Origin of the sequence: Brachybacterium kimchii, from assembly GCF_023373525.1 — a bacterium.
GTDB classification, from domain to species: Bacteria; Actinomycetota; Actinomycetes; order Actinomycetales; family Dermabacteraceae; genus Brachybacterium; species Brachybacterium kimchii.
Genome location: NZ_CP097218.1, coordinates 1,920,668 through 1,945,325 on the forward strand (window position 1 = coordinate 1,920,668; position 24,658 = coordinate 1,945,325).

General features: G+C 72.2%; 22 protein-coding genes. 9 read left to right on the forward strand and 13 right to left on the reverse strand.

What is annotated here, in order from left to right:
• Positions 1-17 precede the first annotated feature (17 nt).
• From efeO to M4486_RS09080, 3 genes are all read left to right on the forward strand, one after another.
• Positions 18-1,373, forward strand: a complete 1,356-nt coding sequence (gene efeO / locus M4486_RS09070; protein WP_249480831.1) for an iron uptake system protein EfeO — start codon at positions 18-20, stop codon at positions 1,371-1,373.
• 46 nt (positions 1,374-1,419) lie between these two features.
• Complete coding sequence (locus M4486_RS09075; protein WP_249480832.1) at positions 1,420-2,913, forward strand: Dyp-type peroxidase; 1,494 nt, start codon at positions 1,420-1,422, stop codon at positions 2,911-2,913.
• A gap of 304 nt (positions 2,914-3,217) precedes the next feature.
• Positions 3,218-3,733: a ferritin gene (locus tag M4486_RS09080; protein WP_249480833.1), complete on the forward strand. Its 516-nt coding sequence runs from the start codon at positions 3,218-3,220 to the stop codon at positions 3,731-3,733.
• A gap of 119 nt (positions 3,734-3,852) precedes the next feature.
• On the opposite strand, the gene M4486_RS09085 is transcribed toward M4486_RS09080, so the two are convergent.
• The 3 genes from M4486_RS09085 to M4486_RS09095 all read right to left on the reverse strand — a co-directional run bounded on the left by M4486_RS09085 (position 3,853) and on the right by M4486_RS09095 (position 5,865).
• Positions 3,853-4,620 (reverse strand): SPFH domain-containing protein, encoded by a 768-nt coding sequence (locus M4486_RS09085; protein WP_249480834.1) that lies wholly within the window; start codon positions 4,618-4,620, stop codon positions 3,853-3,855.
• A gap of 373 nt (positions 4,621-4,993) precedes the next feature.
• Entirely contained in the window at positions 4,994-5,443 is a 450-nt protein-coding gene (locus M4486_RS09090; RefSeq protein ID WP_249480835.1) for a hypothetical protein, read from the reverse strand.
• Positions 5,440-5,865, reverse strand: a complete 426-nt coding sequence (locus tag M4486_RS09095; RefSeq protein ID WP_249480836.1) for a cupin domain-containing protein — start codon at positions 5,863-5,865, stop codon at positions 5,440-5,442. The genes M4486_RS09090 and M4486_RS09095 overlap by 4 nt, the downstream gene beginning before the upstream one ends.
• A 199-nt stretch (positions 5,866-6,064) precedes the next feature.
• Here M4486_RS09095 and M4486_RS09100 point away from each other — a divergent pair, with 199 nt between their 5' ends.
• Complete coding sequence (locus tag M4486_RS09100) at positions 6,065-6,571, forward strand: hypothetical protein (RefSeq protein ID WP_249480837.1); 507 nt, start codon at positions 6,065-6,067, stop codon at positions 6,569-6,571.
• A gap of 10 nt (positions 6,572-6,581) precedes the next feature.
• Here the strand turns inward: M4486_RS09100 and M4486_RS09105 are convergent, their stop codons facing one another.
• The 5 genes from M4486_RS09105 to M4486_RS09125 form a co-directional block, all read right to left on the reverse strand.
• Positions 6,582-7,364: a patatin-like phospholipase family protein gene (locus M4486_RS09105; RefSeq protein ID WP_249480838.1), complete on the reverse strand. Its 783-nt coding sequence runs from the start codon at positions 7,362-7,364 to the stop codon at positions 6,582-6,584.
• A 46-nt stretch (positions 7,365-7,410) separates the two neighbouring features.
• Positions 7,411-8,745, reverse strand: a complete 1,335-nt coding sequence (locus M4486_RS09110; protein ID WP_249480839.1) for a glycoside hydrolase family 32 protein — start codon at positions 8,743-8,745, stop codon at positions 7,411-7,413.
• A 115-nt stretch (positions 8,746-8,860) separates the two neighbouring features.
• Positions 8,861-9,802, reverse strand: a complete 942-nt coding sequence (locus tag M4486_RS09115) for a glycine betaine ABC transporter substrate-binding protein (protein ID WP_249480840.1) — start codon at positions 9,800-9,802, stop codon at positions 8,861-8,863.
• Between the two features lie 43 nt (positions 9,803-9,845).
• Complete coding sequence (locus M4486_RS09120; RefSeq protein WP_249480841.1) at positions 9,846-10,841, reverse strand: ABC transporter permease; 996 nt, start codon at positions 10,839-10,841, stop codon at positions 9,846-9,848.
• The gene (locus M4486_RS09125; protein WP_249480842.1) at positions 10,838-12,211 is read right to left on the reverse strand and encodes a quaternary amine ABC transporter ATP-binding protein; all 1,374 of its coding nucleotides are present in this window, start codon (positions 12,209-12,211) and stop codon (positions 10,838-10,840) included. Before M4486_RS09125 ends, M4486_RS09120 begins: the two co-directional genes overlap by 4 nt.
• A gap of 468 nt (positions 12,212-12,679) precedes the next feature.
• On the opposite strand from M4486_RS09125, the gene M4486_RS09130 reads away from it, so the two are divergent.
• Positions 12,680-13,078: a VOC family protein gene (locus tag M4486_RS09130; RefSeq protein WP_249480843.1), complete on the forward strand. Its 399-nt coding sequence runs from the start codon at positions 12,680-12,682 to the stop codon at positions 13,076-13,078.
• 114 nt (positions 13,079-13,192) lie between these two features.
• Here M4486_RS09130 and M4486_RS09135 read toward each other — a convergent pair whose 3' ends face one another.
• The gene (locus tag M4486_RS09135; RefSeq protein WP_249480844.1) at positions 13,193-14,026 is read right to left on the reverse strand and encodes a phosphosulfolactate synthase; all 834 of its coding nucleotides are present in this window, start codon (positions 14,024-14,026) and stop codon (positions 13,193-13,195) included.
• An 88-nt stretch (positions 14,027-14,114) separates the two neighbouring features.
• A complete protein-coding gene (locus M4486_RS09140) occupies positions 14,115-15,506 on the reverse strand; it encodes an MmgE/PrpD family protein (RefSeq protein WP_249480845.1) in 1,392 nt (463 codons plus the stop codon).
• A gap of 451 nt (positions 15,507-15,957) precedes the next feature.
• Here M4486_RS09140 and M4486_RS09145 point away from each other — a divergent pair, with 451 nt between their 5' ends.
• Positions 15,958-16,641: a YceI family protein gene (locus tag M4486_RS09145; protein WP_346731779.1), complete on the forward strand. Its 684-nt coding sequence runs from the start codon at positions 15,958-15,960 to the stop codon at positions 16,639-16,641.
• A gap of 95 nt (positions 16,642-16,736) precedes the next feature.
• On the opposite strand, the gene M4486_RS09150 is transcribed toward M4486_RS09145, so the two are convergent.
• Positions 16,737-17,546, reverse strand: a complete 810-nt coding sequence (locus M4486_RS09150) for a DsbA family oxidoreductase (protein ID WP_249480846.1) — start codon at positions 17,544-17,546, stop codon at positions 16,737-16,739.
• Positions 17,547-17,713: 167 nt separating this feature from the next.
• On the opposite strand from M4486_RS09150, the gene M4486_RS09155 reads away from it, so the two are divergent.
• Positions 17,714-19,549, forward strand: a complete 1,836-nt coding sequence (locus tag M4486_RS09155; protein WP_249480847.1) for a cation:proton antiporter — start codon at positions 17,714-17,716, stop codon at positions 19,547-19,549.
• A 19-nt stretch (positions 19,550-19,568) separates the two neighbouring features.
• Here M4486_RS09155 and M4486_RS09160 read toward each other — a convergent pair whose 3' ends face one another.
• Positions 19,569-20,180, reverse strand: coding sequence for a LysE/ArgO family amino acid transporter (locus M4486_RS09160; protein WP_249480848.1), 612 nt, complete (start codon positions 20,178-20,180; stop codon positions 19,569-19,571).
• Positions 20,181-20,249: 69 nt separating this feature from the next.
• Here M4486_RS09160 and M4486_RS09165 point away from each other — a divergent pair, with 69 nt between their 5' ends.
• Complete coding sequence (locus M4486_RS09165; RefSeq protein WP_249480849.1) at positions 20,250-21,194, forward strand: ArgP/LysG family DNA-binding transcriptional regulator; 945 nt, start codon at positions 20,250-20,252, stop codon at positions 21,192-21,194.
• Here the strand turns inward: M4486_RS09165 and M4486_RS09170 are convergent.
• Positions 21,191-21,820 carry a TetR/AcrR family transcriptional regulator gene (locus M4486_RS09170; protein ID WP_249480850.1) on the reverse strand — a complete coding sequence of 210 codons (630 nt, stop codon included), beginning with the start codon at positions 21,818-21,820 and terminating at the stop codon, positions 21,191-21,193. The two genes, M4486_RS09165 and M4486_RS09170, sit on opposite strands and share 4 nt — an antisense overlap.
• 146 nt (positions 21,821-21,966) lie before the next feature.
• On the opposite strand from M4486_RS09170, the gene M4486_RS09175 reads away from it, so the two are divergent.
• On the forward strand, positions 21,967-24,609 hold the full coding sequence (locus M4486_RS09175; RefSeq protein ID WP_249480851.1) for a glycosyl hydrolase 2 galactose-binding domain-containing protein: 2,643 nt from the start codon (positions 21,967-21,969) through the stop codon (positions 24,607-24,609).
• Positions 24,610-24,658: the final 49 nt, after the last annotated feature.

A 24,658-nucleotide genomic window follows, 5' to 3' on the forward strand; every position in this document is an offset into this window, starting at 1 on the left:
CTCGACCAGGAGCTCCCATGACCACGACCTCTCCCACGATCCGCGCCGATCGCCGTCCGCTCCCGCGCCGCACCCTGCTGGGGCTCGCGCCGCTGGCCACCCTGGGCCTCGGACTCGCCGCGTGCACCGACAACCCCGCGGCCTCCGAGGACGCCGACGGCGGCGACTCGCGCACGATCACGGTGACCATCACGGACGACGCGTGCACGCTGTCGGCCGCGACGATCCCCTCGGGCCAGGTCACGTTCTCGGTGAAGAACACCGGCAGCGTGCCCAACGAGTTCGAGATCCTCGCCCAGGACAAGCTGCGCATCGTCTCGGAGAAGGAGAACATCGGCCCCGGCACGAGCGTCGAGCTCACCACGGCCCTCAAGGAGGGCACGTACTTCACGGCGAGCAAGCCGAACATGGTGGGCGACCTCGTGGGCGCGGCCGAGTTCACCGTCACCCAGGGCGAGGACGTCGATGTCGACGAGGACACGAAGAAGCTCGAGGAGAAGGCCGTCACCGACTACACGGCCTACATCAAGGACCAGGTGGGCGCGCTCGTGAGCAACGCGAAGCTGTTCACCGACGCCTACACCTCCGGGGACGCGGAGAAGGCCAAGGCGCTGTTCCCCCAGGGCCGCCGCTTCTACGAGCGCATCGAGCCCACCGCGGAGGCCTTCGGCATCAAGGAGGCCGGTGACCTCGACGTCGCCATGGACGTGCGCGTCCAGGACCTCGCGGCCGACGCCGGCAAGAAGGTCACCGACCCCTCCGTGCTGAAGTCCTGGACCGGCTGGCACCGCATCGAGGCGGATCTGTTCACCGACGAGGGCTCCCCCTTCTCCTTCGCCTCCGACGCCGAGCGCAAGAAGGCGGCCGACGACCTCACCGCCAACATCCAGACCCTCTACGACCTGGTCTACGGCAAGGAGAAGGGTCTGGGCGGAGCGACCTTCGCCGTCACCCTCGAGGACGTCGTCCAGGGCGCGCAGGGCCTCATGGAGGAGGTCGCGACCAGCAAGATCGTCGGCGAGGAGGACACCTTCTCCCACACCGACCTCGACGACTTCCAGGCGAACCTCGACGGCGCGAAGGTCGCCTACGGCAACGTCCAGGACCTCGTGAAGGCCAAGGACGCGGAACTGGACACCTCGCTCGGCGAGAAGTTCGACGCCGTCCAGAAGGAGCTCGACAAGCACGTCGACGGGAAGACCCCCGACGGCGCGCCGAAGTACGTGGACTACTCGACGATCGCCGCCGTCCAGGAGGACGCCGGCGAGGCCCCCGGCGACAACGACTTTACGAAGGAGCAGCGCGCGATCTCCGACGTCATCAACGCGCTCGCCGAGGAGCTCTCGAAGGTCGCCGGTACGATCCTGCACTGATCCGCACCGGCCCGCCCCGCCGCTCCCGCACCCCTCGAAGAGGCTCATGCCCAGCCACGACAGCCCCGACCCCGACGCCCTGCAGAATGCCGACCCCGCGCCGACCGCTCCTGCGTCGGCCGATCCTGCGTCGAGCGATCCGGAGAGCGCCGGTCCCGCCGCCTCTGCCGCCGACGGGACCAGCCGCGGAGGCGTCGGCCGACGGGGCCTGTTCGGGGCGGCCGGGGCGGGACTGGTCGCGGGCGGCCTGCTGGGCTACACGGGCGGGAGGGCCGCGGCTCCCCCGCCCGCGTCGACGCCCGACCCGCTGGAGACCTCCCACCCCTTCCGCGGCGAGCACCAGCAGGGCATCGTCACGCCCGCGCAGGACTACCTGTTCACCGCCGCCTACGACATCACCGCGTCGACCCTGGCCGGTCTGCGCGAGCTCATGGGCACCTGGTGCACGGCGAGCGAGCAGATGTGCGCGGGCGAGCTCGTGGGCGGGCAGCCGCTCGCGAACCGTCAGGCCGCCCCGCGCGACACCGGCGAGGCCTGGGGATATCCGCCCAGCTCGCTCACGATCACCGTGGGCGTGGGCCCCTCGCTGTTCCGCGACGAGGACGGCAGGGACCGCTTCGGCCTCGCCTCGCGCGCGACCGAGGTGCTCACCCAGGGCGTGCCGCGCTTCGCCAACGAGACCCTGCGCGAGGCCCAGTCCGACGGGGACCTCGTGGTGCAGGCCTGCGCGGACGACGCCCAGGTCGCGATGCACGCGATCCGCAACCTCACCCGCCTGGCCTTCGGGTCGGCCGCGCTGCGCTGGACCCAGATCGGCTACGGCCGCACCTCCTCGACCTCCACCGAGCAGGAGACGCCCCGCAACCTCTTCGGCTTCAAGGACGGCACCTCGAACATGAAGGCGGAGGACGGCGCCGAGGCGCTGTCCGAGCACCTCTGGGTGGGAGCGGACGACGACGGCGCAGACTGGCTGCGCGGCGGCACCTATCTGATGATCCGCAAGATCCGCATGGAGCTCGAGGTCTGGGACCGTCTGCGCCTGCTCGAGCAGGAGGAGATCATCGGCCGCGACAAGCGCTTCGGCGCGCCGCTGTCGGTCCCCGACCCGACGTCGGCCTCGCAGGAGTTCACGGCGCCGGACCTCACGGCCGGAGGCTCCGCCTCACCGCTGATCCCGACCGACGCCCACATCCGCATGGTCTCCCCCGAGCAGAACGGCGGGGCGCGCATGCTGCGCCGCGGCTACAACTACACCGAGGGCAGCGACTCGCTGGGCCGCATCAACGCGGGGCTGTTCTTCGAGGCGTTCGTGCGCGATCCCCGCACGGGCTTCTACCCGGTCCTGGAGCGGATGACCAAGCACGACGCCCTCACCGAGTACCTCCAGCACGTCGCGAGCGGGCTGTTCGCGATCCTGCCGGGGGTCGCCGAGGGCGAGACGATGTTCGGCCAGGCCCTGTTCGGCGGTGACGGCGAGGTGTCCGACGGTGGTGCGTCCGGCGGCGGCGAGGTGTCCGACGGCGGTCCGTCCGGCGGCTGAGGTCCTGTGTTCGAGTCCGTCGACGGACCTCCGAGGGCCGACGGCCGAGGAGCGCGTGCGGCACGCGAGTCGTCCTGGTCACACCCGATCCGGCTGTCGGAGGCCCGCGCACCCCCCGGCCCGCGGCCCCGAGTCGCCATCGCGACCCGATGGACCCCAGGATCACTCCGCCACCTGCACCGATACCCGCCCGGACGACTCCGGCAAGGGGCGCTGGTGCGCCCGCCCAAGGCATACTGCTCGGCGACGAAGCCGAGCCTTCTCATGGCTGACAACGACGGATCGGGCGGCTAGTGTCAGCTCCATGAAGATGAGCACTGATCTCGAGAAGAAGTTCCAGGCCCAGATCACCCTGGAGCTCGCCGCATTCGCCACCTACCGTCAGCTCGCCGTCGAGGCGGACGAGCAGGACCTCCCCGGCATCGCCGCCTGGCTCCAGGCCCAGGCCGAGGAGGAGCTGGTCCACGCCAACAAGTTCATCGCCCACGTCTCCGACCGCGGCAACCACGCCCAGATCGGCACCATCGCCGCCCCCGAGGTCGCTCCGGGCCTCTCGGTGCTCGCGATCTTCGAGGCCGCCCTCGCCCACGAGGAGAAGGTCTCCGAGTCGATCCGCGAGCTCTACCGCTCGGCCGACAAGGAGGGCGACCTCGACTCGGTGCCGCTGCTGCAGTGGTTCATCGACGAGCAGATCGAGGAGGAGTCGACCGTCTCCGAGATCATCGGCCGCGTGAAGCGCGTGGGCGGCGACGGCTCGGGCATCCTGCGCCTGGACGCCGAGCTCGGCGCGCGCACCCCGGCGGTCTCCGACGAGGAGTGATCGCTCCGCGATCGACGCCTGATCCCCTCGCCGCCTGAGCGGCCGCGAGCAGGACGGCCGACGGCCCGGACACCATGGTGTCCGGGCCGTCGTCATGTCCAGCGCCCGAGGGGCGCGCCTCAGGCGCCGTCGCTCGTGTCCGTCCCGCTCACCGTGCCGCTCAGACCCGGCAGCGCCCCGGCGTCGACCTTGAGGGTCGCGCCGGCAGGAAGGGCCTCGAGCAGGCGCACGCCGGCCAGGACCGGGCTCCGCTCGAGCATCTGGGCGGCCGCGAGGCGTGCGCGGGTGGCCTTGACCTCGGCTCGGGCACGCTCCATCGCGGTGCGGGAGGTGATCTGGACGACCAGCTCCTCCTCGCGCGCGAGCGCGACCTGGCGCGGGGCCGAGGCGTCCTTGAGGACCACCGCGACCAGCTCGATCCCCACGCCCGCGGCGGCCTCCCGCGCGGCGCGGCGCACGCCGTCGAGGTCCACGCGGCGCTGCAGGACGTCGTCCAGAGGGGCTGCGGCGACGGCGTCGCGCAGCGCGATCTGCACCGCGAGGTAGACCTCGGCATCGGGGTCCTCGGCCGCCGCGGCGAAGGCGACGGGATCGTCCACCCGCACGGTGACGACGGCCGTCACGTGCACGTCGATGCCCTCGGCGGCGGGGATCGACTGCGGGCTCAGCACGAGCTGGCGCCGGCGCAGGTCGACCTGGCGGAACCGGTCCGAGGGGCGGGCGGCCTCGCGGCGCGAGATCTTCTCGAGCCGCTCCCCGCGGGCGCGCACCACGGCGCTGCCGGGCACGGCGACGGGCGAGAGCAGCGCAGCCCGCTCCCACGTGGCGGAGCCCTCGTCCGCGAAGGCGAAGGCCGCCGAGGCGCTGCGGCGTCGGCTGAGGATCATGTCGCGTCCCTCCTGGAGTGCATGCTGAGGCTGAGGATGAGTGGTCGTCGCCGGGCGCGGACGCGGAGGGACGGGGCACCGGGGCGTCCCCCGCCGAGGCCGGGGCACCGGCGAGAACGGGATCGGACCCGGGCCGCTGGTCCGCTCCGCGGCAGACCCGCAGCCGGCGACGACCTTGTGTGTGGGGAGTCGAACCCCGAGCCCCGAAGGGCTGATGCCCGAGCAGAGCGGACCGGTCAAGACGCGGGACATCTGCGGAAGACCTCGATGCCGCTCCGTGCCCGATGCTCGCTGCCAGTCTGCGGGCATCACCGCGATGAGCGCGAGCGCTTTTCCGTCGCGGTGCCGTCCGGGCGGAGGCCGATCGCTCGGTTCAGTCGGCCAGCGCGACCAGGTGCGCGAGCAGTGCGATGCCGCCGACCAGGAGCCCCACGAGCTTCAGGAGCTCGAGTGCGACGTAGGCATGATGGGCGCGTGATCGCGGGGCGTCCTCGCCCGCGAGCACGGCGTTCGAGCGGCGGGTCAGACGAGGCTGGACCAGGGCCAGCTGGCCGATGAGCATGAGGATCGCGAGCACGAGCCCCGCCACGGCGGGCACCGGGATGCCTGCACCGGCCCCGAGCGCCAGGCAGACCGCGACGACCACGACGATCGCGACCTGCACGGCGTGCAGGACCCGGAAGACGAGCCGGCCGATCCCGAGGCCCAGGGCGAGGGTGATCCCCGGCGCCTGGAACTTCACGGGCGCCTCGATGAAGGAGAGTCCGACGATCAGCCCGATCCACACGAAGGTCAGGGCGAGGACCACGGCGAGCGCGCTCATGCCCGCTTCTCCTGCCCGGCCTCGGCGCGACGGGCGATCGTCAGGATCACCACGGCGTCCTCGAGGGCCACGAGATCGTGGCGCTCCTGCGGGATCACCAGCAGCTCCCCGGCCGAGAGCTCGAACGTGCGCTCCCCTGCCCGCATCCGCACCCGTCCCCTGAGGGTCTGCAGGGTCGCCTCCCCGGGGTTCTCATGATCCGAGAGCCGCGACCCCTCGGTGAGGGCGAGGACGATCTGCGTGAGCACGCCCGGGCGTCCGGTTCCGTGCGCTGTCCCGCCATCGGCATGCGCATCGATGCCGTGGAAAGGTCGGCCGGCGCGGCCGCTGTGCGCCGAGGCCGCGGCGTCGAGCAGCTCGTCCGCGAGGAGTTCGAGGGAGGTGACGGGAGAGGGTGCGGGGGCGGGATCGGAGGCGTTCACGGCTCGACGCTACCGCGCGGGGCCCACCCGTGACCGGGACCGACGTCCCGTCAGCGCGGAGACGTGTCCATTTCCGCAAGTCCATCTTTGCGAAATTGCTGGCGACGTGGCTACGGTGTCGTCACCGCAGGGCGCATGCCCTGCCCAACAGCCCGGCGGGCCGTCATCGCCGCCGGGGAGCACGAGTGCAAGGACTGACGTGGAGCACCTGCCGGACCGCTGCCTGATCCTCGGCGACGAGCATGATCTGGGGCTCATCTTCACGATGTGCCAGCATCTGAACGACGATGTCGGCGGCGCGGTGGTCCTCGAACTCTCGCGCGCCCGGCGACCTCCGCTCGATCTTCCCGGTCGCATGATGCTCACGGTGCTGCCGCGCCTCGTGCCCTTCTCGGCCGAGTCGCTGTGGGGAGCGCGCGACGCGCACCCCTCGGCCGCCCGTTCCCTGGGCCTCCCCGAGGCGTCGCAGCCCCGGCCAGGTCCCGCCCTGCCGCGCGGCGAGCGCGCGGCCGCGGCATTGAGCGCCTTCGCCGACGAGTGGCTCGTGCCCGAGGACCCCGCCGTGGGCGATCGCGCTCTCTGGGTGGGGATGGTCGGCGTCCCCGCCGTCGACGCCGTGTGCGAGCGCCTGTGCCGGACGGTCCCGCGCCTCCACCTGCATCGTCCGACGGTGGTGGCGGCGCCGGACACCGGCCGCCGCCTCTGAGCCGGGGCCCTCAGAGCCCGAGGGCGGGAAGCTGCTCGCGGGCGATCAGATGGCCGCGTGCGGCGATCCGTCCCGCCCGATGGAACGACAGCGCCGAGGCGCCGTCCCCCGTCGGCAGCTGCAGCAGCGCCACCTCGGGGTGAGCCGCCAGCACGGCCTGCTCGATGCCGTGCTGGGCGATGCTCAGGGAGTCCATCACGTAGCGCGCCGTGCGCCGACGCGGGACGCCTGCGGCCCAGGGGTCCGAGGACGGCGGGCCCAGCACGCTCACGGCGAGCACCCGCTGCGCCCGAGGATCGGACTGCTCGGGCACGGGCAGGGGCTGGACCAGCGTGCCGTCCGCGAGCAACCGGCCGTCGATCTCCACGGGAGGGAGCAGGGCAGGCACACCGATCGAGGCCCGCACCGCCTCTCGCAGCGAGCCGCTCTCGAACGAGACCGGGAGCCAGGTGGCGACGTCGGTCGCGACCACGCGCAGGGGGAGGTCGAGCTCCTCGATGCGGCACTCCCCGTAGAGCTCGGTGAGGAGGTCCTCGATGCGGCGTCCGCCCACCAGACCGGCTCCGTGCGCGTGCAGATCGACCAGACGCAGGGCATCCAACGGCCCGGCCCGATCCGCGAGCGCTTCGAGCGTGCGCACGCTCCCGGCCGCGACAGCGCCCGCGACGAGCGCCCCCATCGAACAGCCGTGCAGGCGCACGATCTCGTGGCCGCGCTCGCGCAGGGCGCGCAGCACGCCGAGGTGCGCGAGCCCGAACGCCGAGCCGGCGCCGAGCACGAGTTCGATCCTCACACTCGCGAGGCTACCGGCAGGGGCAGGGGTCCCACGCGGTCGGCGCTCACTCCGAGGATGCGGGGACGCACAGGCTCCAGGCCTGCAGCTCCTGGCCGCTGATCCGCAGCCGCTCGCCGTCGGCGAGGTGCACGCGCCGCGTGTGCGGCAGGGTGCGCTCCCCGATCGCCTCGAGGAGACTGCCGTCGACGAAGATCCGCAGGGCGCCGTCGAGTGCGACGACCTCATGGGCGCCGCCGTCCGTCGCGAGCACCTCCACGCGCGCACCGTGCGGTGCGCGCACCTCGAGTCGCGGCGGCGCCCCGACCTGGACGGCGTTGCCGATCACGAGCTCCTCGCGTGCGCGCAGCGCGTCGATCTCCCGCGGGACCCGCGCGAGCAGACGATCGTTCTCGAGCGCGAGCTCGCGGGGGAAGGTGAGGCATCCGGCCCAGCCCTGGGCGTCGGCCTGCTCCTGGGTGCGTCCCTCCCCCTCCCAGGACCAGCCCCACATCAGCACTCGATCGTTCTCGCGGTCCTGCACCGCCTGCGGCGCGTACAGATCGGGACCGGAGTCGATCGGGCCACCGGTGCGGGCGACGAACCGCGGGGCCCCTTCCTCGTCCTGCTCCAGAGAGCCGACGAGGTGCACCGTGCGGGAGGTCCGTCCCTCGGTCGCGCCCCGGCGGCCCCACAGGGAGAGCAGCAGCGCCCAGTCCCCGTCCACCTGCACCAGCTGCGGGCACTCCCAGATCTCCGCGGGCGCGATCTCGCCGGCGATCGGGTCCTCCCCGGTCAGCAGGGTGCCCAGCGGCTCCCAGCTCTCGAGGTGGTCGCAGCCGTACAGCAGCAGCGCGGGCGTCGCAGGGGCGGCCCCGCCGTCTGCGTCCGTCCCGTCGGCGTCGAGGATCCCAGCGCCCTGGATCGCATAGCGATGACCGAAGGCCTCGAACACGAAGGGGTCGCGCACGCCCAGCAGGCGCGGCTCCTCGGGGACGTCCGCGACCACGTGACCCGGCTCGAGGATCTCGGTCATGTCCGCGCTGGTGCGCGCGAGCATCACCCGCGCGTGCTCGTCGTCGACGCCGTCGACGCCCGAGTAGACGAGGGTGGGCGCACCATCGCGGGCGGGATCGAGGAGGGCGACGCCGCTCCAGCAGCCGCCCGCGTCGGCCTCTCCGGGGCGCGGGACGAGGCTGTCCGGCTCGGGGCGCCAGCTCACCAGATCGGATGAGGACATGTGACCCCAGCGGATGTCCCCGTGCCGGGGCGCGGCCGGGTTGTACTGGAAGTGCACGTGCCAGCGGTCGTCCGTGCGCACGATCCCGTTGGGGTCGTTGATCCAGCCCGTCGGGTGCACACGGTGCAGGGCGGGGAAGGACGGATCAGGGGCGTGGGTCATGGAGGCACCTCGTGCTCGTGGGCGGGGCGGGCGGGGCGTAGCGGGGCGGTTCGGACGGCGCAGGGCCCGCCGCCTCACGCATGAGGCGGCGGGCCCTCCGGGGTGTTCCCTCCGGTCAGCTCTTCTTGACCTCGGGAAGGACGTCGGGGTTGTCCTCGAGCCACTTCTTGACGGCGTCGGCCTCCTTGCCCTTGCCGTACTCGTTGACCACGAGGTCCTCGAGGCTGTTGTACTGCTTGTCGTCGAGCTTGATGCCGCCGATGAACTCCGCGGCGTCCGCGAACTCGTCGGCGAAGCCCTTCTTCCCCAGGAAGTGCAGGCCCTCCTTCTTGCCCATGGCGCCCTCGGGGTCCTTGAGGTCCTTCACGGGGAAGGCCGTGTTGGCCCAGAAGGGGCGCCACAGGGTGACGACGATGTCCTTCTCCGCGTCGGTCGCCTTCTTCAGCTCGCTGAGCATGGCGGTCGTCGAGGAGGTGACGAGCTCGTACTCCTTGTCGAGGCCGTACGTGGGCATCGCATCGTCCTTGACGACACCGGTGAGGCCGGCGCCGGGCTCGATGCCGATGATCTTCCCGTCGAACATGTCGGCGTTGCCCTTGAGGTCGGAGATCGACTCGATCTTCGTGTACTTCGGGACGGCGATGGTGAGCACCGCGTTGCCGTAGTACGTGTCGAGGTCGTCGATGTCGTCGCCGTACTTGTCCATGTACTTCTTGTGGGTGACCTCGGGCCATGCCGACGGGTAGATGTCGATGTCGCCCTTGGCGAGCCCCGCGTACAGCGCCGCGGGCTCCTCGATCTCCTGGTGCTTGACGGAGTAGCCCATCTCGCTGAGCCGGTTGTCCAGGAGGTAGGCGGTGCTCAGGCCGTCCGTCCACGAGGGGACGTAGCCCATGACGATCTCCTTGCCGCCGCTGTCGCCGGAGTCGCCCGAGTCGCCGCCGGTGGTGGCGTTGCCGGAGCAGGCCGCGAGGCCGAGCCCCACGAGTCCCGCGCCGCCGATCAGGGCGCTGCGGCGGGCGAGGGGGCGGGTGCTGAGGACGTGTCGTTCGTTCATCTCTGCTTCTCTCCTTCGGTCGGGATGTGGGATGCGGCGGGGGTCAGGCGTTCGAGTCGGCAGATGCGGACGCGACCGCAGACCCGCTCGGGGCGCTCGGGGCGTTCGCCGAGGACGACGCCGAGGCGCCCGACGCGGACTTCTTCGCCCGGTTGCCGCGCGCCTTCCGCGCGAGCGCGATCAGTGAGCTGCCGTACTGGTTCGGCGTGCCCAGGGCGGCGGTGAGGCGATCGAGGAACACGGCGAGGAAGACCACGGACAGGCCGGCCTCCACGCCGAGCGGCAGGTCGAGGCTCGAGATCGCCTGGACGACCTGCTTGCCGAGCCCGGGAGCGCCGATCATGCCGGCGATGACGCCCATCGAGAGGGCGAGCATGATGACCTGGTTGACGCCCGCCATGATCGTGGGCACGGCGAGCGGAAGCTGGATGCCGCGCAGGATCTGCCAGGGGGTCGCGCCGAAGGCCTCGCCGGCCTCGACGGTCTCGCCGTCGACCTGGCGGATGCCCAGCTCGGTCATGCGCACCCCGGGCGGCAGCGCGAAGATGATCGTCGCGACCATGCCGGGCACCACGCCGATGGAGAACATGGTGACCGCGGGGATCAGGTAGACGAAGGCGGGCATCGTCTGCATGAAGTCCAGGATCGGTCGGACAATCGCGCTGACCACGCGGTTGCGAGCGGCGAGCACTCCCACCGGGATCGCGATCACCACGGCGATCACGGTCGCCACCAGCACCAGTGCGGTGGTCTCCATCATGTGCACCCACTGCCCCATGGACAGCACGAGCGCGAACATGACGACGGTGCCGATCGCGAACTTCCAGGAGCGCACGGCCCATGCGAGCAGCGCGCAGATGATGATCAGCGCGATCGGCGCGATCCCGGTGAGGCCGAGAGTGAGGTTCTCGACCAGGAACGTGAAGATCAGCTTGATGGCGTCGAACAGCCAGCCGACGTTCTCCGTCAGCCAGTCGATGGCCGACTCGACCCAGTCGCCGATCGGGATGGCGGGGATGATGCTCTCGTCGGGGTTCATCGGGCCTCCCCTCCCTGGTGCTCGGTCGTGTCATGCGCGCTGCGCGAGGCGCGGTCCGCGGCGTCTCCGAGAGTCGCCGAGGAGATCGTGCGGCGATCGCTCGCCACAGCGGCGGCGGGCGCATCGGGGCGGCCGCTCTCCCCCGTCGGATCCGGCGGTGACGGGGGCTCCGAGGGCGATCCGCGGTGCTCGTCGTTCGCGACGCCCGCGGCGGTCAGCAGGGTGACGCGCGGGACGACGCCCGTGAATTTCCCGGCCCCGTCGACCACCACGAGGGGGCTGAGGTGCTGGGCCGACGGCGCGAAGAGCTCGGCGATCGGGGTGTCCTCGCGGACGACGGGCATCTCGTGGACCTGGGACCAGGGCAGGTCCTCGCGTCCGTCGCTCACGGCGTCGGCGACGTCGTCCTCCCAGAGCACGCCGGCCGGCGTGTGGTCGCGGTTGAGCACCACGAGCCACGGGTTCTGGGTCTCCCGCATGAGCTTGTGCGCGGTGCGCGGACCCTGGGCGGCTCCGAGCACCTCGGCGGGCTTCTCGAGGATCGCGCCGGCGGTCAGCACGCGGCTGCGGTCGACGTCCTGGATGAACTTCGCGACGTAGTCGTTCGCGGGCTCGTTGAGGATCTCCTCGCTCGTGCCCACCTGGACGATGCGGCCGTCGCGCATCATCGCGATCCGGTCGCCGATGCGCATGGCCTCGTTGAGGTCGTGGGTGATGAACAGGATCGTCTTCTCGAGGCGCTGCTGGAGGTCGACGAGCTGGTCCTGCATGTCGCGGCGGATCAGCGGGTCGAGGGCACTGAAGGCCTCGTCCATGAGCAGGATGTCGGTGCCGGCGGCGAGGGCGCGGGCCAGGCCCACGCGCTGTTGCATGCCGCCGGAGAGCGCCGAGGGGCTGAAGCCGCCCCAGCCCTCGAGGCCCACCATCTGCAGAGCCTGCTCCGCCTTCTTCTCCCGATCGGCGCGGTTCACGCCGCTGACCTCGAGCCCGTACGCGGCGTTCTCGCCCACGGTCCGGTGGGGCAGCAGGGCGAAGTGCTGGAAGACCATGGAGATCCGCCGGCGCCGCACCTCGCGCTCCTGCTTCGCGGACATCGTGAACAGGTTCTCGCCGCCGATCTCGAGGCTTCCGGCGGTCGCGGGCAGGAGCCCGTTGACCATGCGGATGAGCGTGGACTTGCCCGAGCCGGACAGGCCCATGACCACGAAGATCTCACCGGGCTCGACCTCGAAGGAGGCGTCGATGACGGCGGCCGTGAGGCCGTCCTCGCGCAGCTCGTCGCGGGTGCTCCCGCGGCGCAGCGCATCGACGCCCCGCTGCGGGCGGCGCCCGAACACTTTGAAGAGACCGTCGGCTGAGATGACGGGCACTATCGACTCCCTCGTGTAGACGTCCGGCGGGCGGTCAGGGGCAGGCAGAACGCTCCGGAACCGCGGTTCTGCGAGCGCTCGAGGCGATTCCTCCGCCATCTCGAGCGCGCGAATGACGATTCTTCGATGCTGCGGCCGACCCTGACCCGACGTCCCATACTGGTCGGCTGACCTGCGGTTCTCAACCTCGGAACACCCAGGAACGCACGTCGCGCCCGATTTCCGGCGGATCCGGGTGCTGTGTCCGCAGATTTCGGACCGCGAATCCGACCCCCTCCCGGAACGCGCCCTGACCAGCACCGGCGCGGCTTTTTCGCGCATTCTCGGAGGGCGCTCTCCGAGCGCACTCATCACATTTGTGTCACGATCTCGAATCCGCCTCTGCACTTGCGGTCCGCGCGGGGGTCCCGGACGCTGGAGACCGGGGCCCGATCCGTCGGACCCCCTCATATCGGGAGGCATCGCAGCATGCGCATCACGAAGAGCTTCATGGTCCTGGACGCCGCGGACACCGAGAGGGAGGCCGCCTTCTGGGCCCAGGTCCTGGGCGGGAAGGTCGAGGCCGGGCCCGACGAGGGCCCGTTCGCGCACTGGCGCGACGTCGTCGTCGACGGCCGCATCGCGCTCGGGGCGCAGCACGCCCCGGACCACGTGGCGCCCGAGTGGCCGGGCCAGGGACCCGAGCGCCAGCGGATCCAGATCCATCCGGACCTCTACGTCGCCCACGAGGACGTTCCGGCCGCACTGCAGGAGGTCCTGGATCTCGGCGCCCGGATGCTCCAGCCGGCGGCGACGCCGCAGGACCCCGGAGGCTTCCACGTCCTGGCCGACCCTGCGGGGCATCCGTTCTGCATCTGCTGGGAGTGAGCCCCACGCACGCCGACGGGGGCGGGAGTCCCGGGCATCACGCCCGCTCCCGCCCCCGTCCCCGGCGTCGTACCCGTCGTCGGCGTCGCGCCGTTCCCGGGCGCCGTCTCCGCCTCAGGCGGGGTTGATGACCCGCCCCCACGTGGACTTGTTGCCCCAGATGTTCTGGCGCAGACCCTCGAGCTGCAGGATCTGGGAGTGGTCGACGAAGAGGTTGACCTCGTTGCCGTAGTTCTTGACGTACCACTCGAAGACGGGCCCGTCGGCGGCCTCGAACATGACGTTCTCCATGCCCAGCCCGTTCATGATCGACGCGGCGGCACCGGTGTTCCACTCGCGGACGTTCTCGGTGATGCCCTCGGACTCGATCATGATGATCTCCGCACCGGCGTCGAGGGCGCGCTTGCCGCGGTCCACGAGGTCGCCGATGTCCTTGGCGCCCTCGGCGGCCAGCTCGTCCTCGCCGGAGTCGCCGCCGGAGCCGATCTGGATGCCGAGCTCGGGCTTGGCCTTGAGCCCCGCCTTCACGACCTTCTCGACCAGGCGCTCGAGCCCGGAGGTGGGCAGCATGATGAAGCCCGTCGAGATCTCGATGACGTCGAAGCCGACCTCCTTGGCCTCCTTGAGGTAGTGGTCGACCGCGTCGTCCCCGTAGCGCAGCACGGTCTCGAGCCAACCGCCCGAGGAGACGTAGGAGTCGTTCTCGTGGGCGATGTCGGAGAAGGCGCGCACCTGCTCCGGCGGGACGAGGGCGAAGGAGCCGCCGGCCCACTTGATGCCGTCGACCCACTGCCCGGCCACGTCGAAGACGTCGCTCAGGTGGCGGGTGCCGAACGTCGAGTAGTAGGGGGCGCGGATCTCGGTGAGGCCGACGGTGCGCGGCTTCTGGGGGCGCTTCGCGCGGGGGACGAAGTTGAAGGAGACGTCGAAGGGGATCTGGTTGCTCATGATTCCTCCTGGAGTGAGAGCGGGTGTGTTCGTGGTGCGGTCGCGACGCGGGCCCGACGGATCGGACCCCGGGGCGCGGCCGACGGGGTCAGGCGCGCGAGCTGCGCACCTGGGCGAGCGCGTCCATGAGGTCGGCGACCTCGTGGTGCTCGAGGTCCTCGACGATCCCGGCGATGCGATCGCGCAGCTCGGCCGAGGCGAAGGGGGCGGCGAGCGCGTCGAACTTCTCGCGTGCTCCGCCCCAGCTCAGGGGGTCGGTGTGGAAGCCCTCGTAGGAGTCCGCTGCGGAGCGGAAGACGGTGCCGTCCGCCAGCGTCACCTCGAGGTCCGCGGGCATGGCCTGCGGGAAGCGCGCCGAGAGCTCGTCGTCCGGGACGATCTCGACGAGCCGCATGAGGTCGTGCACGTCGTCGGCGAGGACCCGTTCGTGGTGGTACTGCGCGGGGGTGAGCTCGCCGTCCAGGAGCACCACGGCGAGCATCCACGGCAGGGAGTGGTCCGCCTCCTCCTTGGTGCGCACGGTGCGCTTGTCGCCCTCCTCGCCGCCGCCGATGATCGAGTGGGCGACGTCGAAGGTGCGCAGGCGCACGCCGGTGATCGCGGAGGCGGAGAAGCCGTCCTGGGCGCGCACGTCCTGGGCGGCGTCGAGCGCGGACTGCGAGTGGATCTCCGCGTTGTGCTTCTTGATGATCGTGCGCAGCACGGATTCGAGGTCCTCGGCCTCCCAGTCGATCGAGAAGGGACCGGCGATGGAGTCCTCGAAGCCCTTGTTGCCCTCGAAGACCTCCTCGGGTCCGGTGATCCCGCGCGCGGCGAGCAGTGCGGCGAAGGTCCCCTCCTTGGCGACCTGCGGGTAGGCGAGGCCCTTCCAGTGGCTGAGGTTCCCGGTGCGGGTGACGCGCAGGGCGTTGTTCGCCGTGCCGGAGATCGCGATCGCGTGGGCGATCTGCGCGGCGGGCAGACGCAGGGCCTTCGCGGCGCCGGCGGCGGCCGCGTAGGCGCCCTGGACGGTGTGGTCGAAGCCCTTGGCGCGCACCGGCGCCTCGTCGGACAGCCGGGTATGGACCTGGTAGGCGACGGCGAGCGCGGTGAGCAGCTCCTTCCCGCTCGCGCCGACGGAGTCGGCGCAGGCCAGGACGGCGCCGAGGTTGTCGCTGGGATGGCAGGTCTCCCCCGGTGCGAGGTACGAGTCCATGAAGTCGAGGTATCGCGAGAGGCCGCTGGTGACGAAGGCGGCGCGGTCGGGTGCGGTGCGCCCGCCGCCGATGAGGCCCGAGCGCGGGGCGCCGCCGAGGTCGTCGACGAGCTCGCGGATCGCGATCATCGGCTCCGCGTCGAGGGCGCCGATCGCGACGCCGAGGGTGTCGAGGACGCGGATGCGCAGCTGCTCCGCGGCGGCCTCGGTGAGGTCCTCGTAGCGGGCACGGTCGACGAATGCGGCGAGCTGCTGGACGCGGGTGGGTCCGGCGTCTGTGGTCATGGGTGGCGTCTCCCTTCCGGGGTGGACGGGCCGACGCGCTCGAAGCACCGCCGACCGTGAGCGGACAGGAGGTAAGGCATGCCTTGCCTTCCTTCTGCCACCATGACACCACGAATATATCTTGACGTCAAGAGATCTCCGGACGGGGGTTCCCGGGAGACCCTGAACAACCTCTCCCACCGCTGGTCGGCGCCCCGTCATGGCATGGTGTTGGCACGCCGCATCGACGCGACGCTCCCCTGCCCTCTATCCTGGGACGAGTCCGGGCGTCCGTTTTGTCCCACCCACGGGCACGACGCCTCCCCGTCCGGGCGTCCGCATCCCGGCGCCCGGGACCGGTCCCCCTTTTCCAAGGAGCACCCATGCCCCACCCGAACACCACCTTCTCGACGCGCGCGACGGAGTCGTCGCGCCCGATCCCGATGGCACCCGAGGGGACGGTGGTCCGCTGATGTCCTCCCAGCTCACAGGCACCTGGACCGTCGACCCCGACCACTCGCGGATCGGCTTCTCCTCCCGCCACGCGATGGTCACGAAGGTGCGCGGCGCGTTCAACGACGTCGCCGGCACGATCGCCTTCGACGAGGAGGACCACAACCGCTCCCATGTCGAGGTGACCGTGCAGATGGCCAGCATCGACACCCGCAGCTCGGCGCGCGACGAGCACCTGCGCAGCGCCGACTTCTTCGACGTCGAGGCGCATCCGGAGATGGTGTTCCGCTCGAGCCGCGTCGAGGAGGTCGACGAGGGCGGATACATCGTCAGCGGCGACCTCACGATCCACGGGATCACCCGGCCGATGAGCATTCCGCTGCACTTCGTGGGCGTGGACACCGATCCCTTCGGGAACCTGCGCGCGGGCTTCGAGGGCACGCGCCGCATCGACCGCCGCGAATGGGGCGTCACCTGGAACACCCCGCTGGACTCGGGCGGCCTGCTGATCTCCGATCGCATCAACCTCGAGTTCGAGATGTCGCTCATCAAGCAGTCCGACGAGGTCTCCCCGGCTCCCGCGGCCGCCGCCGCCGATGCCGCCCACGTCGATGCCGATGCCGGCTCGGGCGATGCCGTCGCCGTCGACACCGCTGACGGCGCCGCGGAGCTCGCCGAGGACACCGGTCCCGCCGACAGGTGATCTCCCGCTCCTGAACCCCGACGGGCCCGATCCGCACGCAGCGGATCGGGCCCGTCGTCTCTCGGCGGAGCCCGGCTCTGCAGTTCGTGCCGGCCTCAGCAGTTCCCGTCGATGCCGCAGGCCTCCCCGCCGATGATCCCCGTCGGCCCGTCGGCCGCGCCGTCCTCGCCCAGCAGCCCGCGGGCCCGGCCGAGCTCCTCGAGGGCGCCGCGCAGCGCCTCGACCGGGAGCGCGCCGGGGGCGGCGTAGGTGTCGCCGAGGACCATGAACGGGACGCCGCGCGCCCCCATCTCGACCGCGGCGCGCACCTCCTCGTCGACCTCGCTGTCGTGGGCGTCCGAGGCCAGGACCTCGCGCGCCGCCTGCGCATGGAGTCCCGCCGCGACGGCGTGCTCCACGAGAACCTCGTCCTCGAAGGGGTCGAGCTCGCCGCGGAAGTAGCCGCGCTGCAGGGAGAGGAAGAAGTCCTTCGCGGCCTCCTCCCCCGCCGCGGCGCGCACGGCCTGCAGCAGGCGATGGGCGGGGCGGGTGCTCGCGACCGGCCGCTCGAGGGCGTAGTCGCGCCCGAGCTCCCGGGCGAGCTGCGCGATCTGCTCCTCCATGCCGCGCACCTCCTCGGCGCCGCGGCCGGTCTTCTGCATCAGGTGCTCGACGTTCGTGGGCGACTGCCCTGCCGCGCGCTCCTCGGCGCGTGTGGGGGCCGAGGGGTCCAGCTCGAAGGAGTGCGTGCGCACCTGCACCTTCCCGGCGAGCCCGGCCTCCTGGATGGCCTGCTCGAGCCGGCCCTCGCCCACGTAGCACCAGGGGCAGACGACGTCGGTCCAGACGTCGACGACGAGCGGCTGCGTCGCGCCGAGCGGGATGAGCGAGGGGGCGGCGGCGGGAGTGGACTCTGAGGGCGACATGACGACTCATCTCCGGTGGCGGGGCGAGGGAGCGCGGGGCGGCTCGATGCGCTCACGCTACGCTCGTGGCCGCACGTGCAGCGCATGCAGCCGAGTGCTCTCCCGCACTCCCGGACGCGCCCGCCCGCTGCGAGATGACCTGCACGCCCGTCCGGACGGAGCCCGCCGTGACCCTCCCCATCGCCCTCGCGGTCGCCGCGATCATCGTGATCTGCGCGACCGACGTGATCGCGCCGCGCGTGCGGACCGCGGCACCGCTGATCCTCGTGGGCATCGGGATCCTGGTCTCCGTCGTGCCCGGGGTGCCCGCCGTCGAGATCGAGCCCGAGCTGATCCTCGAGGTGATCCTGCCGCCCCTGCTGTACGCCTCCGCGGTGCGGATGCCCGCGATCAGCTTCCGCCGCGACATCTACCCGATCAGCGCTCTCTCGATCATCCTCGTGATCACGTCGTCGCTCGCCCTCGGGGGCCTCTTCGCCTGGCTGGTGCCGGGCGTCTCCTACGTGTGGGGCGTGGCCCTGGGCGCCGTGCTGAGCCCCACGGACGCGGTCGCGACCTCGATCATCCGCGGAGGCCGGGTGCCCGGTCGGGTGGTGACGATCCTCGAGGGCGAGAGCCTGCTGAACGATGCGACGGCCCTGGTCATCCTGCGCACGGCGATCGTCGCGACGGCCTCGGGCTTCTCCCTCGCAGGGGCGCTGGGGTCCTTCGCCTGGTCGCTCGTGGTCGCGATCATCATCGGCGTGATCGTCGCGGCCGTGAGCTTCGTGGTGCGCAAGCACATCGAGAGCGCGACCGTGAACACCGCGCTCACCTTCACCCTGCCGTTCATCGCCTCGGTGCCCACGGAGATGCTGGGCAGCTCGGGCCTGGTCGCGGCGGTCGTCGCGGGCCTCATCACCGGCACGCTCGATCCGCGGGTGCTGCCGCCGCGCCACCGCATGTCCAGCGCGGAGAACTGGGCCAGCATCCAGCTGCTGCTCGAGGGATTCGTGTTCCTCACCATGGGCCTGCAGATCACCACCGTGCTCGAGGCGCTGCACGAGGACAGCCTGGGGATCCTCGCGGGCCTCGGCCTGACCGCGCTCGCCCTCGTGGTCACCCTCGCGGTGCGCTCCCTGCTGGTGCGCACGCTGCTCAAACGGCTGCGCCGATCGCGGGTGCGCGGCGAGGCGATGAACGAGCGCATCGCCGCGATGCAGAAGATGATCGAGGCCGGCGAGGACATCCGCATGCCGCGGCGCGGCGGGCCCCGCCGGGGCGAGGCGGTGACCGTGAAGAACACGGAGCTGTTCGCCACGCGGCTGCGGCGCGCCCGCGCGGACTTCGGCTACTACTCCCGCCAGGATCTGGGACGCAGCGAGGGCATCATGCTGATCTGGGGCGGGATGCGCGGCGCCGTCACCGTGGCGGCCGCCCAGACCCTGCCCGCCTCGGTCCCCCACCGTCCGCTGCTGGTGTTCATCGCCTTCGCCGTCGCGACGCTCTCCCTGCTGATCCAGGGAGGGACCGTCGGCAAGCTCGCGAAGCACCTCTTCCCCGCCGGGGAGGCCGACGTCGAGGCCGAGGAGTTCGATCGCCGCCAGCGCGAGGCGATCTTCGACCTGCTCGCCGGCGCCGCAGCCGCCGCCGGAGGGACCAGCACGATCGGCGCGGGGAACGCGGAGGGCGAGAACGCGCCGGGCGAGGACGCGCCGGGTGAGGCCACGACGGGCGCGGATCCGGACGGCGAACAGCCCGCCGACGAGGGTGAGGAGCGAGGGTCGGGCGCCGACGATGCGGGGCCCGGCACCGACGCGCCGGCCACGAAGCCCGGTCGCACGGGCCGGCCCGGCGGCCATCCCGACAAGGCGGAGATGCTGCGGATCCTCCGGGCGCAGCGCAAGGCTCTGCTGGATGCGCGCGACGACGGGCTGTTCGACGCGGAGATGGTCGAGCACGTGCTCGCGACGATCGACGCCGAGGAGATCTCCGTGGAGATGCGCGGCGCGCCCGTCGACTGAGCCCATCCCCGCCCGGGCGTCAGCCGCCCGTCACCAGCATCACCGCGACCACGATCATCGTCACCGCGACCAGGGCGTCCAGCACCCGCCAGGCGCGCGGGCTCGCGAGCGGGCCGCTGAGCGCGCGGGCGCCGAAGCCGAGCGCCGAGAACCACAGGGCGCTGCCGACGACGGCACCGAGGGCGAACTGCCAGCGGTCGGGCCCGTGCGTCGCCGCCACCGACCCCAGCAGGAGCACGGTGTCGAGGTACACGTGCGGGTTCAGCCAGGTGAGCGCCAGCGCGGTGAGTGCGACGGCGGTCGTCCCGCTTCGCCGGCCCGTCGGGCCCTCCGCCTCGAGCGCCTCGCCCGTCGGCCGCAGGGCCCGACGCGCGGCGAGGAGCGCGTAGCCGACGAGGAACGCCGCCCCCGCCCACCGCGCGACCTGCACCAGCTGCGGCGCGCCGGCGACCAGCAGCCCGAGTCCGCCGGCGCCGGCGCTGATCAGCACGACGTCCGAGAGCGTGCAGACCACGACCACGGCGAGCACGTGCTCGCGGCGCAGGCCCTGGCGCAGGACGAAGACGTTCTGCGAGCCGATGGCGACGATGAGTGCGAGACCCGTGAGCAGGCCGTGGAGGGGAGCAGGCATCCTTCGACGCTACGAGCCGCGCACCTGAAGCGCCAGCGAAGATTCTTCACGCAGATGTAGCGTTGCTTCATGAGCACCGATCCCCTGCGCGTCGCTCCCACGCGCATCGATCCCGTCCTCGCGCAGACCCTCGCGACCGTCGTGGACGAAGGGTCGCTCGAGGCGGCCTCGCGACGCCTGCACCTCACACCCTCGGCGGTCAGCCAGCGCGTGCGTCAGCTCGAGCAGCAGCTGGGGCGGCGCATGCTGGTGCGATCCCGTCCGGTGAGCGCCACGGGCGCCGGGCAGGCGGTGATCCGCTTCGCGCGCCGCCACGCGCTCATCGAGCACGAGGCCCACGAGGCCCTCGGGCTCGACGGCGAGGCGCAGGCTCCCCGGATCTCCGTCGCCGTGAACTCCGACTCGTCGGCGACCTGGTTCATCGAGCCGCTCGCCGCGTTCGTCGCCGCGCACGACGTCCAGGTCGAGGTGCTGCGCGAGGACCAGGACGCGACCGCGCGCCTCCTCGAGAGCGGCGCCGCGATGGCCGCCGTGACCTCCTCCGCGCAGGCCTCCCCCGGGTGCTCGGTGACGCCCCTGGGCAGCCTCGTGTACGAGGCTGTCGCCTCCCCGGCGTGGTGCGAGCGGTGGGGAGAAGGATCCGGGACGGGGCGCGGGGCCGAGCCGCCGTCGGCCGATGTCCTCTCCCGCGCCCCGCGCATCGACTTCGACCGTACCGACCAGCTGCAGGCGCAGTGGCTGCGTGCGCACGCCGTCGGCCCCGCGGACGCCCCGCGCCACCTCGTGCCCTCGACGCACGACCTCGCGAGCGCGGTCGTGGAGGGGCTCGGCTGGGCGATGATGCCGCTGCAGCAGTCGGTCCCCCTGCGCGAGGAGGGACGGCTGATCCCCCTGGGCGGACCCGAGGTCGCCACGCCGCTGTACTGGCAGGCGTGGCGCACGCCTCCCGCTCTGCTGCGGGACCTGGGTGAGCACGTCGAGGCCGCGGCCCGCCGGGAGCTGCGGGCGGGCTAGCCCGCGTCGACGTCGGCGTCGATGTCTGCGCCGGCGTCGGGGAGGAGGACGCTGCCGTCCGCGAGCAGCCGCGCGAGGTCGCGCGCGATCTCGCGCCCCGGCGTCTCGCCGTCGCCGTCGCGCCAGAGATCGGCCGCCGTCTCCGCGACGAGCACCGCCAGGCGCGCGGTGAGCACGATCCGCGGCGCCGTCGGCTCGGTGCCCGTGCGGCGGCCGATCTCGTCCGCGAGCCTGCGGCGCTGCTGGGCGAGGAGGTCCCACACCCTGGCCCGCGCGGGCGGCGACTGGTCGATGATCGCGCGCAGCTGGCGACGCTGCTCCCTGTGCTCCTGGTCCTCCGGCTCCAGCACGGCATCGATCGCCTGCATGAGCGCGGCCTCCGGCCGAAGATCCGGCGAGCTGTCCTCGAAGGTCTCCGCGAGCTTCTCGATCGAGGTCGCGAACTCCGCGAGGACGATCTGGTCCTTGCTCGGGAAATAGCGGTAGAGCGTGGCGGGGTGGACGCCCGCCTCGGCGGCGATGCCCTCCATGGTGGTCCGGTCGTAGCCCTGGGTCGCGAACCGCGCGAGGGCGACCTCCACGATCCGCTCCCGCGTCTGCTGCGCCTTGCGCTCTCGAAGTCCCACGGGCCGAAGTCTACGAACCGCGAGCAGGGAGCCACGAGCACGGGGCGCGGCCGGGCGGACATCGGGCCTTGCCCCGCCCGAGATCCTGCAATACTCTCGCTTTTGCGAGTTACTCGCATTTTTCTTGCGCAGAGGAGCGACCGTTCATGAGCGAACCGGTGCGGACCACCGAGACGATCACCGCAGTCGGCCGCCCCGGGTTCACCGAGTCGGAGCCGGCCGTGCCGCCGACCTCCCTCGACCCCGGCGACGAGGGCTGGCTCGAGGCCGACCTCCCCTTCGAGGTGCACGACGCCCTGCACCGCGCGCATCGCATCGACCACCCGTACGTCGCGGAGAACTCCGAGCGGCTCGGCTGGATCCAGCAGCGCGCGTGGTGGCTGCGCACCACGATCCCCGCGACGGACCGGGAGGCGGGTCCGGAGGGCGAACGCCTCCTGCGGGTGCGCGGCCTGGACCTCGCGGCGACCCTCTGGCTCGACGGCGAGCTCGCGGCGACCCACGCCTCGCTCTACCGCGATCTCGAGATCCCCCTGCCCGACGGCCCTGACGGTTCCCACGAGCTGCTGATCCGCATCGATCCCCCGCTGTGGGGCCTGGAGGCCCCGGAGGGACCGCTCGAGACGGCGCGGCTGCTCGCCGCGGCGATGGGCCGCGATGCCTCCGACGGCGGCGGCAGCGACGACCAGGGCCTGTTCGGCGATCCCCGCACGGTGCTGCGGCGCAAGCCCGTGGTGCACTTCGGCTGGGACTTCGCGCCGCGGCTCCCCTCGATCGGCGTGCGGGCCATCGAGGTCGTGCAGCGGTCCGAGCGGCGGGTCCTCGGGGTGCGCCTGCGCACGCTCGCCCTGGACCCGGACGGTGCGGCCGAGGTCGAGCTGATCGCTCGGACCACCGCCGCCGGCGCACGGGTCGACTTCGAGATCGCACGGCCCGCCGGCATCGCCTGCTCCTCCTGCTCCACCGGCCCCCTGTCCACGCACGCGATCGCCGATCGGGACGGTGAGGCACGCGCCCGCCTGAGGATCCCCGCCGCAGAGCTCTGGTGGCCCCACGACCTGGGAGAGCCCCGTCTGCACACCCTCACGGCGGCGCTGACCGACGGCACGGGGCTGGCCCGACGCGTCGGCATCCGGACGATCGAGCTCGTGCGGGAGGACGAGGGCGACGGGCACAGGGCCTTCCACGTCGCGGTCAACGGCACGAGGACGTTCGCGCGCGGGGCGAGCATCGTCCCCGACGATATGCTGCGCCCGGATCCTGACCGCGAGCGCCGTCTGGCGGAGCTCGCCCGGGAGGCGGGCATGACGATGCTGCGCGTCTGGGGAGGCGGCGGGTACGCGAGCGACGCGCTCCTCGGGGCCGCGGACGAGCTCGGCCTGCTGATCTGGCAGGACGCGCCCTTCGCCTGCAGCGACCAGGCGGAGACGACCGACTTCCTCACGGAGGTGGAGGCCGAGATCCGCGTCCAGGCCGCCCGCCTCGCCGAGCACCCGTCGCTCGCACTCCTCACCGGGGGCAACGAAGTGCTCGCGCTCCATGAGCTCGCCCACGGCTCACTCGAGCCGGGCGCGTGGGGCTGGCACATCATCCGCGAGCTGATCCCCCGGGTCCTCGCCGAGATCGCGTCGGAGGTGCCGTACTGGCCGAACTCGCCCTTCGGCGAGGACGATCCCGCCGGCGTCAACGGCGTCGCCGACGGCGATCGCCATGCCTGGGAGGTCTGGCACGGGCTCCCGCTGGGGGCCCTGGATCCCGATCAGCACGCATCCTTCGGCGAAGCGGCCCACTTCCGCCGCTACCGCCACGACACCGGGCGCTTCATCAGCGAGTTCGGGATCCTCTCCGCCGCCTGCGCTCCCACTCTCGAGCAGGTCGTCCCCCACGAGCACCTGCGGCTGGACTCCCCCGTCCTGCGCTCGCGGATCCGGGACGAGCCGAAGGACAAGGCGCTCTCGATCCTCGAGGTCGAGACCGGCATCCCGCGCACGTTCGCGGAGTACGTCCGCGCCACCCAGGCCCTGCAGGCCGAGGGGATGAAGTACGGCATCGAGCACTATCGCCGGCAGGAGCCGTGGACCAGCGGCGCCCTGATCTGGCAGCTGAACGAGCCCTGGCCGGGGATGACGTGGGCGCTCGTCGACCATGCCCTGCGCAGGAAGCAGGCGTTCCACGCGGTGCGCAGGGCCTTCGCCCCCGTGATCGCCTCCTTCGAGGACTCCGAGGGGATGCTGCGTCTCTGGGCCGTCAACTCGACGCCCGAGCCCGCGGACGTGCGCCTGCGCGTGCGTCTCGAGCGGGCCGACGGGACCGTGCTGCTCGAGGACGAGGCCGCAGGCGCCGCCCCCGCCCACGGCGCCGCTGTGCTGTGGACGCTTCCGGCGTCCTCCACGGCGTTCTTCGCCGAGGGGCCGCACGTGCTCGATGCCGGGACGATCGCCTGGGTCGAGGACGCCGGGGGCCCGGCGCGGGTGCCGGGCAACCGGCTGCTCGGGGGCGCGCTCAAGGACGTGCCACTTCCGGTTCCCGACGTCCGGTCACAGGTGCTCGAATCCACCGGCGATCGCGCACGTCTGCGCCTGCAGGCGCGCACCCTGGCGCTCGGGCTCACCGTGACCCTCGGCGCGGACGACGTCCTGGCAGACGACAACGCCATCGATCTCGCAGCGGGGCGCGCCCGGGACCTCGAGATCCGGGCGCCCCGGCTGCACTCGAGGCTCGACGAGCTCCTCCTCAGCGCATACACACCGCCGGGCTCCGCGCCCGCCCTCTGGACGCCGGAGTTCTGAGACGTCACGACCCGTCGCCCATCCCACGAGGCCCGATGAGGAGCCCGCC

What these genes read in the sequence shown, in the direction of transcription:
- M4486_RS09175 (WP_249480851.1), top strand. Translation starts at nt 21,967, where the DNA reads ATGAGCGAACCGGTGCGGACCACCGAGACGATCACCGCAGTCGGCCGC.
- M4486_RS09135 (WP_249480844.1), bottom strand. Translation starts at nt 14,026, where the DNA reads ATGAGCAACCAGATCCCCTTCGACGTCTCCTTCAACTTCGTCCCCCGC.
- M4486_RS09085 (WP_249480834.1), bottom strand. Translation starts at nt 4,620, where the DNA reads ATGATCCTCAGCCGACGCCGCAGCGCCTCGGCGGCCTTCGCCTTCGCG.
- M4486_RS09160 (WP_249480848.1), bottom strand. Translation starts at nt 20,180, where the DNA reads ATGCCTGCTCCCCTCCACGGCCTGCTCACGGGTCTCGCACTCATCGTC.
- M4486_RS09115 (WP_249480840.1), bottom strand. Translation starts at nt 9,802, where the DNA reads ATGAACGAACGACACGTCCTCAGCACCCGCCCCCTCGCCCGCCGCAGC.
- M4486_RS09145 (WP_346731779.1), top strand. Translation starts at nt 15,958, where the DNA reads ATGTCCTCCCAGCTCACAGGCACCTGGACCGTCGACCCCGACCACTCG.
- M4486_RS09080 (WP_249480833.1), top strand. Translation starts at nt 3,218, where the DNA reads ATGAAGATGAGCACTGATCTCGAGAAGAAGTTCCAGGCCCAGATCACC.
- M4486_RS09110 (WP_249480839.1), bottom strand. Translation starts at nt 8,745, where the DNA reads ATGACCCACGCCCCTGATCCGTCCTTCCCCGCCCTGCACCGTGTGCAC.
- M4486_RS09075 (WP_249480832.1), top strand. Translation starts at nt 1,420, where the DNA reads ATGCCCAGCCACGACAGCCCCGACCCCGACGCCCTGCAGAATGCCGAC.
- M4486_RS09130 (WP_249480843.1), top strand. Translation starts at nt 12,680, where the DNA reads ATGCGCATCACGAAGAGCTTCATGGTCCTGGACGCCGCGGACACCGAG.
- efeO (WP_249480831.1), top strand. Translation starts at nt 18, where the DNA reads ATGACCACGACCTCTCCCACGATCCGCGCCGATCGCCGTCCGCTCCCG.
- M4486_RS09140 (WP_249480845.1), bottom strand. Translation starts at nt 15,506, where the DNA reads ATGACCACAGACGCCGGACCCACCCGCGTCCAGCAGCTCGCCGCATTC.
- M4486_RS09120 (WP_249480841.1), bottom strand. Translation starts at nt 10,841, where the DNA reads ATGAACCCCGACGAGAGCATCATCCCCGCCATCCCGATCGGCGACTGG.
- M4486_RS09150 (WP_249480846.1), bottom strand. Translation starts at nt 17,546, where the DNA reads ATGTCGCCCTCAGAGTCCACTCCCGCCGCCGCCCCCTCGCTCATCCCG.
- M4486_RS09165 (WP_249480849.1), top strand. Translation starts at nt 20,250, where the DNA reads ATGAGCACCGATCCCCTGCGCGTCGCTCCCACGCGCATCGATCCCGTC.
- M4486_RS09090 (WP_249480835.1), bottom strand. Translation starts at nt 5,443, where the DNA reads ATGAGCGCGCTCGCCGTGGTCCTCGCCCTGACCTTCGTGTGGATCGGG.